At 64.3% G+C, this 9,975-nt stretch carries 2 protein-coding genes; one reads left to right on the top strand and one right to left on the bottom strand.

The annotated features are described in order from the left end of the window. Positions 1 to 748: 748 nt before the first annotated feature. The gene (locus GWE18_RS41335; protein WP_275191233.1) at positions 749 to 1,105 is read right to left on the bottom strand and encodes a hypothetical protein; all 357 of its coding nucleotides are present in this window, start codon (positions 1,103 to 1,105) and stop codon (positions 749 to 751) included. A 1,158-nt stretch (positions 1,106 to 2,263) separates the two neighbouring features. Here GWE18_RS41335 and GWE18_RS41330 point away from each other — a divergent pair. Then, positions 2,264 to 9,975: non-ribosomal peptide synthetase (locus GWE18_RS41330; RefSeq protein WP_275191232.1), on the top strand; the 7,712-nt coding region annotated here is incomplete at its 3' end.

The raw sequence follows: 9,975 nt of genomic DNA, 5'->3' as shown, positions 1-9,975 counted from the left end.
TGCCAAAACTCGTTCTCGGTGTGACATTCAACGACGGGATCGAGGTCATCGCCAAGCCGACTGACCGTCAGCCCATAACCGCCGCCGCCTAACCGGCCAGGCCGTCACCAAAATTTAGCGATAGCTCTTCTTAGTATGCCGCTCTGTATTGTCGCGAACAGCCGTGTCCAATTGACGATGTAGTATCCGGAACCGAACACAGAGGATCAAGTATTTCGCCGCCGCGGCGCAAAGAGTGGTTTTTCCCTCTTCAAGTAAGCCCTCCACAACCTGTTTGGTGGCACGCGGATTGCTCTGAGACAGTGAGGATCCAAAGGACGATAGCGGTCCCGCGGTCGGCCCCGCGCCCACACATTCAGAGGAATCTTGCTCGATTGATTCTCACTTCGATAGACGCTGCACGGTTGAGTGCGATCCCGCCAAATGAAGCGTTGTGGCGTCCGTCGGGGATGTCGCTGTCATTCGTAGCGCTGGATAACTCTCATGGCTGGCCGGAGTCGATTAGCGTTCAGTGCGGCAATTCCCGAGCAAATCCTGACGAGTGTGACAGGCTTAGGTCGCTATGTGGCGCGCGCCTTGGCCGGGAACCGCATGCATTGGCTGAGGGGTGAAGATGGCGCATTGGTCTCCTCTGGCGCAGCCAAACGCTTGCGAGTCAGGCGATTGTGGTGGGCAACGACTTGCAACCTCCCCAATCGGTTCTACCGTCTTTGTTGGTAGTGGTACGCTGGCCATCAGGTGTGCTGAGCTAGCGAGGGAGAAGGGTCACGACATCCGCGCGGCGCTGTGTGCCGACGCCACATTCGCCGATTGGGCCGCTCACGCCAATATCCTGTGTGTTGGGAGCATTGAAGAGCTCTCCACGTTGCTGAAGACCGAACCGGTTGAGTGGATTTTTTCGGTTGCCAACCCGTTCATTTTGCCGCCAGTGGTGTTTGAGCGAGCCCGTCAAGGCGCTTTCAACTACCATGACGGTCCGTTGCCACGATATGCGGGTACTCACGCGACGTCTTGGGCGCTGCTGGCCCAAGAGGCCGAACATGGCATCGCGTGGCATCGTATCGATCATCGGGTTGATGCTGGTGCTCTGGTGGTTCAGCGCCACGTCTTAATTGCGCCCAGCGATACGGCGTTAACGCTGAACCTCAAATGTTATGAAGCCGCGATCGAGGGCTTCCGTGAGCTTTTGACCGGCTTAACAAATGGAGAGCTCAGTGCCCGTCCGCAGGCGCTAGTTGACAGAAGTGTTTTCCCGAGGCGTCGACGCCCAGATGCTGCGGGGTGTCTGCGATGGGATCGATCCGCGCAAGATCTGTCAGCAATGACACGCGCCTTGGATTTTGGGCCGTATCATGCCAATCCCTTGTGTCTGTCCAAGGTTCTCGTGGGCGATGACGTTGTCGCAGTCAGGTGCTTGGAGGTGACGGTGAGGCGCTCGGGCTTTCCGGCGGGCTCCCTGGTTGAAATCCATCCCCGCCACTGGCGTGTGGCGACCGGGACAGAGGATGTTGATGTTTGGTTTGGCGGCCTGGATGATCAGGCTCTGGATGCGCGGGCACTCGCAAGGTGCTCCGATCTGGATGAAGGCGATCGCCTGCCGATCTTAAACGATGATCAGGCGCGGAGTATAACTGTTACGCATGAAATGTTGGCGCCTCGGGAGAGTTTCTGGCGACAGCGGCTTGAGCAATCTAAAATATTGCAGCTTCCTTTTCTGTCGTCTCCACAAGCTGTGGCTCCCCCGAGATGGCAGTCGAGTTCGTGGCTCATTCCAAGTGCTTTGGCCGAGCTGTCCCCCAATGATCGCACCGAGTACATACTGAGCGCTTGGCTGATCTATCTCGCCCGCCTCACGGGAGAATCAGAGCTTCAATTGGGATGGACTCCCCCAGCGAATGAATCGCGAGCCGGGGTGAAGGCGGTGGAGGTGCTTGTCGCTTCTGTCGTGCCAATGGAAATTATCATAGATCTCGGTCATGATTTTGCAGAGGTGCGCAGGGCGGTGGCGGCCGAGTGTGCTCAGCTGAGGGAGCACGATAGCTTTGCGCGGGATCTTATCGCGCGCTACCCGACGTTGCGGGGCGGTGAGGCGCTACGATCGCGCCGTCCCTGGCCGGTTGGCGTTACGGTTACTGCAAATAGCGGGTCTGCCGCTGGTGATCTTGCAAGCCCGAGTTTTGAGGCGCCCCTATCCGGTGATTTGCTGACGTTTGAGGTTTGCGCTCTGGAAGGGAGCTTTCGATGGCACTTTGATGCAGGTCGCTTGGCGCCCAAGCAGATCGACCGCATGACGCAGCATTTGCAGAATTTGTTGTGTGCCGTGATGGCCGATGCGCAGCAGCCGGTAGGACGAATTCGGCTCTTGTCGTCCGCTGAGCGCGCGTATCTGTTGGAGGAGCTGAACCGGACGGCGGCGCCGTATCCCGAGCAGCAGTGCATCCATGAGCTGTTCGAGGCGCAGGTCCGCAGGGCTCCGGATGCGGTGGCGGTGGTCTATCAGGACCAGCGCTTAAGCTATGACGAGCTCAATGCGCGGGCGAACCGGCTGGCGCACCACCTGATCGGGCTCGGAGTGAGGCCGGACCAGCCGGTGGCGATCTGCCTTGAGCGCAGCATCGCGATGGTGGTCGGGCTGCTGGCGATCCTCAAGGCGGGCGGGGCGTATCTGCCGCTGGATCCGGCCTATCCATCGGCGCGGCTGCACCAGGTGCTCAAGGATGCGGCGCCGCCTCTGCTGCTGGCCGATGCGGCGGGACGATCGGCGCTGGGCAGCGATGCGCTACTCGATCTGACAGTGGTCGACCTGGAGACGGCGACCCCGGCGTGGGCGCAACTGCCGGCCGCGAACCCGGACCCGCGCGCCCTCGGTCTGACCTCGCGCCATCTCGCCTATGTGATCTACACCTCGGGATCCACCGGCACGCCCAAGGGCGTCATGGTCGAGCATCGGGGATTGGTCAATCTGGGGTTGGCTCAGATCGTGCTTTTTGGCGCTTGTTCCAACAGTAGAGTGGTGCAGTTCGCCTCCTTTGGTTTTGATACAAGTGTTTCAGAGCTTGTCATGGCGTTTGGCTCAGGAGCCGCCTTGCACTTGCCTGCGGGTGAGATCCGTCAATCGACCAAAGAGCTATCGGACTATCTGCGAAACGAAGCCATCACGCATGCGACGTTGCCTCCAGCATTGCTTCAGGGAAGCCAGCATCTGGAATATTTGGCGTCGCAACTTCTCGTACTTGCTGGAGAGCTCCCGAAGGCCGAGCTTATCCGAGCCCTGCCTGCAGCATCTATTGTCAACGCCTATGGACCTACCGAAGCAACAGTCTGCGCGACGACGTGGAGCTGCCCGGCTGATTTTGATGGCGCCGTTGTCCCGATCGGCCGTCCGCTCGCGAACACGCGGATCTATCTGCTGGATGGTGATGGCGCGCCTGTTCCGTTTGGGGCGGTGGGGGAGCTTTACATTGGCGGCGCGGGGGTGGCGCGTGGCTATCTGAACCGTCCCGAGCTGACCGCGGCGCGGTTTTTGGCCGATCCGTTCAGCACTGAGCCGGGGGCGCGGATGTACCGCACCGGCGACCTTGCGCGCTATCTGCCGGACGGCAATCTGGCGTTTCTGGGCCGCAACGACGACCAGGTGAAGATCCGCGGCTTCCGCATCGAGCCGGGCGAGATCGCGGCGCGGCTCGTCGAGCACGCCGCGGTGCGCGACGCGGTGGTGGTGGCGCGCCAGGACCGCGCCGGCGAGCAGCGGCTGGTCGCCTATGTGGTGTGCGCGTCCGAGGCGGGCTCGGATGGGCTGGATGGAAGCGAACTTGCCGGCACCTTGCGCACGCACTTAAGTGCGCGGCTGCCGGACTACATGGTGCCGTCGGCGTTTGTGCACCTTGCGGCGCTGCCCTTGACGGTGAACGGCAAGCTCGACCGCAAGGGCCTGCCGGCGCCTAAGGATGAGGCGTATGCGCGCGCCGCCTATGAGGCGCCGCAAGGCGAGATCGAGACGGCGCTGGCGACAATCTGGGCCGAGCTTCTGGGTGTTGAGCGGGTCGGACGGAACGACCACTTCTTCGAACTGGGCGGCCACTCGCTCTTGGCGGTGCAGCTGATCGAGCGTCTGCGGCGGCTGTCGCTGGGGGTGAAGGTGCGGACCTTGTTCGCCAGGCCGGTGCTGGCGGATCTGGCCGCGAGCCTGCGCAGTCATCACGAGGTGGCGGTGCCGGCCAACCTGATCACGGCAGAGAGCCGCTCGATCACGCCGCAGATGCTGCCGCTGATCGAGCTGACGCAAGGAGAGATCGATCGGATCCTCGCCACGGTGCCCGGCGGCGTCGGCAACATCCAGGATATTTATGCCTTGTCGCCGCTGCAGGACGGCATCCTGTTCCATCATCTGTTGGCCCGCCAAGGCGATCCGTACCTGCTGGTGTCGCAGATGGCGTTTGCCGACCGTGGCGTGTTGGACCGCTATCTTGCCGCGGTTCAGCGGGTGGTGGACCGGCACGACATCTTAAGGACGTCGTTTGTCTGGGAGGGCCTGTCGCGCGCGGCCCAGGTGGTGTGGCGGAACGCGCCACTCAATGTGACCGAGGTCGAGCTGGATGGCTCCGGCGGTCCTGGCCACGCGCAGCTCAGGCTGAGGTTTGATCCGCGCCAGCACCGCATCGATCTTGGCCGGGCCCCGCTGTTGCGGTTTGTGATCGCGCGCGAGCCCGGCAGCGCGCGCTGGCTGCTCTTGCAGCTGCAGCATCATCTGATCGGGGATCACACGACGCTGGAGGTGATGCATGCCGAGGTTAAGGCCGTGCTCGGCGGGCGCGACCATGAGCTGGCCGCCCCGCAGCCGTTCCGCAACCTGGTGGCGCAGGCGCGCCTGGGCGTTGGTACCAAAGCGCATGAAGAGTTCTTCCGGGGACTGCTGGGGGACATCGATGCGCCGACCACGCCGTTTGGCTTAAGCGAGGTCCACGGCGACGGCTGCGGGGTTCATGAGGCGCATCGGAGGCTGCCGCAGGCGCTCAACGCGCGATTGCGCAGCCAGGCGCGGCGGCTTGGGGTGAGCCTGGCCAGCCTGTGTCATCTGGCGTGGGGACAGGTGGTGGCGCGCAGCAGCGGCCGCGAGCAGGTGGTGTTCGGCACGGTGCTGTTTGGCCGCATGCATGGCGGCGCGGGTGCCGACCGCACCATGGGCCTGTTCATCAACACCCTGCCGCTGCGGCTTGATCTGGACGGCACCGGGGTCGAGGCGAGCGTGCGGACCACGCACGCCCGGCTGGCCGAGCTGCTGGCGCACGAGCATGCCTCGCTGGCGTTGGCGCAACGCTGCAGCGGCGTTGCGGCGCCGGCGCCGCTGTTCAGCGCGCTGTTGAACTACCGCCACACCGCGCCGGCGCTCGCTTGCGGACCGGATGCTGGGCTGGGCGGCGTGGAATGGCTGGGCGGGGAGGAACGCACCAACTATCCGCTGACCCTGTCGGTGGATGATGTTGGCGAGGCGCTCGGTCTGACGGCGCAGGTGGCGGAGCCCGTCTCCGCGGATCGGGTCTGCGGCTACATGCAGCGCGCGCTCGAGCAACTGGCCGACGCGCTGGAGCAGGCGCCGAACACGCCGGTGCGCGAGCTGGATATCCTGCCGTCCGCTGAGCGCGCGTATCTGTTGGAGGAGCTGAACCGGACGGCGGCGCCGTATCCCGAGCAGCAGTGCATCCATGAGCTGTTCGAGGCGCAGGTCCGCAAGGCGCCGGATGCGGTGGCGGTGGTCTATCAGGACCAGCGCTTAAGCTATGACGAGCTCAATGCGCGGGCGAACCGGCTGGCGCACCACCTGATCGCGCTCGGGGTCAGGCCGGACCAGCCGGTGGCGATCTGCCTTGAGCGCAGCATCGCGATGGTGGTCGGGCTGCTGGCGATCCTCAAGGCGGGCGGGGCGTATCTGCCGCTGGATCCGGCCTATCCGTCGGCGCGGCTGCACCAGGTGCTCAACGATGCGGCGCCGCCTCTGCTGCTGGCCGATGCGGCGGGACGATCGGCGCTGGGCAGCGATGCGCTACTCGATCTGACGGTGGTCGACCTGGAGACGGCGACCCCGGCGTGGGCGCAGCTGCCGGCCTGCGATCCGGACCCGCGCACCCTCGGTCTGACCTCGCGCCATCTCGCCTATGTGATCTACACCTCGGGATCCACCGGAACGCCCAAGGGTGTCATGGTCGAGCATCGGGGATTGGTCAATCTTATAGCATGGCATGTGCAAACGTTTTGTCCGCAACCCGAAACCTGCTGTGCGCTCACGGCTGGAGTAGCATTCGATGCCAGCACTTGGGAGCTATGGTCTGCGTTATGTAACCGCAGCACATTGCTGCTCCCGCCCAGAGCGCCGGCAGGAGATTCTCTCCTTTTGCTGCAATGGTGGCGTGATCAATCGCTGGACTCCGCCTTTTTGATCACGCCGCTCGCCACGATCGCGTTAGAAGATAAGCTGGTAAATCCCACATTGGAGTACTTGCTTGTTGGCGGGGATCGTCTCCAGCGTGTGCCTGCGCCTCTACCAGCGGCTCTCAAGCTAATAAACAACTACGGCCCTACTGAAGTGACGGTCGTGGCGACCTCGGGACGGCTTTTCGTCGACATTGTGCCGCATATCGGCCGTCCGATTGCGAACACGCGGGTCTATCTGCTGGATGGTGATGGCGCGCCTGTTCCGTTTGGGGGCGTAGGGGAGCTTTACATTGGCGGGGCGGGGGTCGCGCGTGGCTATCTGAACCGGCCCGCGCTGACGGCGGAGCGGTTTGTGGCCGATCCGTTCAGCACTGAGCCGGGGGCGCGGATGTACCGCACCGGGGATCTGGCGCGGTACTTGCCGGACGCCAATCTGGCGTTTTTGGGCCGCAACGACGACCAGGTGAAGATCCGCAGCTTCCGGATCGAGCCCGGCGAGATCGCCGCACGGCTTTGCGAGCACGCGTTCGTGCGCGATGCGGTGGTGGTGGCGCAACAGGATCGCACCGGCGAGACGCGTCTTGTCGCCTATGTGGTGTGTGCGCCCGAGGCGGCATCGGAGGAGCTGGATGGAGCCGAGCTTGCCGGCGCCTTGCGCGCGCATGTGAGTGCGCGGCTGCCGGACTACATGGTGCCGTCGGCGTTCGTGCGGCTGGCGGCGCTGCCGCTGACGGCAAACGGCAAGCTCGACCGCAAGGCGCTGCCGATGCCTGAGGATGAGGCCTATGCGCGCCGCGCCTATGAGCCGCCGCAGGGCGAGATCGAGACCGCGCTGGCAGAGATCTGGGCGGAGCTTCTCGGGGTCGAGCGGGTCGGACGCCACGACCACTTCTTCGAACTCGGCGGCCACTCGCTCCTGGCGGTGCAGCTCTTGAGCCGGCTGTCGCGGGCTGTTGGTGTCGAACTGCCGCTGACGAGGCTGTTTGCCAAACCGGTGCTGGCCGATCTGGCGGAAAGCGTGGTCGAGATGAGCCCCCGCGGTCCGCAAGACCTCCCGGCCATTGTGGCCGTGTCGCGTGATGCGCCGCTCGTGTTGTCGTTTGCGCAGCAGCGGCTGTGGTTTTTGGCGCAGCTGGATCAGGGCAGCACGAGCTATCACATGCCGCTGGCGCGGCGGCTGCAAGGTGCGCTCGACCGCAGCGTCTGGCAGCGCAGCCTTGACCGGTTGCTGGCACGGCATGAGGCGCTGCGCAGTGTCTTTGTCGCCTCAGAGGGTGAGCCTCGGGTCGAGGTTCTGCCGAAGGATGCGGGGCTGCCCGTCACGGAGCATGATCTGCGCGCCCGGGGAGATGCGGACGCCGCGCTTTTGGAGCTGTGCCGTGAAGAGGCGCGCACGCCGTTCGATTTGGCGCGGGGGCCGCTGATCCGCGGCCGGCTGATCCGGATGTCGGACGAGGAGCACGTCTTGCTGCTGACCCAGCATCACATTGTCTCGGATGGCTGGTCGCTGGGCGTGTTGGCGCGTGAACTCAGTCAGCTGTACCGGGCGTTTGAGGCTGGACAAGACGATCCGCTGCCGCCGCTTGCGATCCAGTATCCGGACTATGCCGCCTGGCAGCGGCGGTGGCTAACAGGGGAACGGCTGCAGAGCCAGGCGCAGTATTGGCGCAACAATCTATCTGGCGCGCCGGCCCGTCTGGCCTTGCCGACGGACCGGCCGCGGCCGGCAGAGCAGTCGTTTGCCGGGGCCATGGTGCCTGTCGTGATCGATGCGGATCTGACGCGGGGCTTGAGGCGGCTGAGCCAGCGGCATGGCACGACCTTGTTCATGACGGTGCTGGCGGCGTGGGCGGCGGTGCTGTCGCGTCTGTCGGGGCAGGACGACATAGTGATCGGGGTGCCGAGCGCCAATCGCGGTCGGCACGAGGTCGAAGAGCTGATCGGCTGCTTCGTCAACACCCTGGCGCTTCGGCTTGACCTGTCGGGGGAGCCGAGCGTGTCGGAGCTGTTAGCGCGGACGCGGCGCACGGCCTTGGGAGCGCAGGAGCATCAGGACCTGCCATTTGAGCAGGTGGTGGAGATCGTGCAGCCGCCACGGCGTCTTGATCACACGCCGTTGTTCCAGGTGATGCTGGCCTGGCAGAACAACGCCGCCCCGGCCTTCGACCTTCCTGGGCGGCGTGTGGAGGGGGCGGCAGACGGCTTCGATCAGGTCAAGTTCGATCTGGAGCTGAACCTTTGCGAGCATGGCGAGGTCATCGCGGGAACGCTGGGCTATGCTACGGGGCTGTTCGATCAGACGACAATCGAGCGGCAACGAGGCTATCTGCTGGCGCTGCTGCAGGCGATGGTTGCCGATGCGCGGCAAGAGGTCGGGCGCATCGAGCTGCTGCCGGCCGACGAGCGGGCGTATCTGGTGGAGGAGCTGAACCGGACGGCGGCGGAGTATCCTGAGCAGCAGTGCATCCATGAGCTGTTCGAGGCGCAGGTCCGCAAAGCGCCGGATGCGGTGGCGGTGGTCGATGCGGAGGAACGCGTAAGCTATGGCGAGCTCAATGCGCGGGCGAACCGGCTGGCGCACCACCTGATCGCGCTCGGGGTCAGGCCGGACCAGCCGGTGGCGATCTGCCTTCAGCGCAGCATCGCGATGGTGGTCGGGCTGCTGGCGATCCTCAAGGCGGGCGGGGCGTATCTGCCGCTGGATCCGGCCTATCCGTCGGCGCGGCTGCGGCAGGTCCTCAAGGATGCGGCCCCACACCTGTTGCTGGCCGATGTGGCCGGCCGCGCCGCACTCGGCAGCGATGCGCTACTCGATCTGACGGTGGTCGACCTGGAGACGGCGACCCCGGCGTGGGCGCAGCTGCCGGCCGCGAACCCGGACCCGCGCGCCCTCGGTCTGACCTCGCGCCATCTCGCCTATGTGATCTACACCTCGGGATCCACCGGAACGCCCAAGGGGGCACAGAATGAGCATCGGGCCATCATCAATCGGCTGATCTGGATGCAAAGAGCCTATGGTCTCAAGGCAACTGATGTCGTGTTGCAGAAGACGCCATTTGGCTTCGATGTCTCGGTCTGGGAGTTCTTCTGGACGCTGCTTGAAGGTGCGACCTTGGTGCTGGCGCCTTCGGATGCGCACAAAGACCCCGATGCATTGGTGGACTTGATCATCAGCCAACGCATCACCACGGCACACTTCGTACCATCGATGCTGGTCAGCTTTATCGATGCGAAGGGGGTTGATCGCTGCACATCGCTGCAGCGCCTGTTGTGCAGTGGCGAGGCGCTTCCTGCCGCCAGCTTGCACAAGGTTCGGCGCGTATTGCCTTGGACTGGCCTGCATAATCTCTACGGTCCGACGGAAGCTGCGATCGACGTGACAGCGTGGAGCTGCCCGGCTGATTTTGATGGGGCCGTTGTCCCGATCGGCCGTCCGATTGCGAACACGCGGATCTATCTGCTGGATGGTGATGGCGCGCCTGTTCCGTTTGGGGCCGTAGGGGAGCTTTACATTGGCGGCGCGGGGGTGGCGCGTGGCTATCTGAA

Source organism: Bradyrhizobium sp. CSA112 (genome assembly GCF_029051645.1).
Lineage (GTDB): Bacteria > Pseudomonadota > Alphaproteobacteria > Rhizobiales > Xanthobacteraceae > Bradyrhizobium.
Note: the sequence above shows the minus strand (reverse complement) of the source record. Positions and strands in the feature narration are given on the sequence as shown.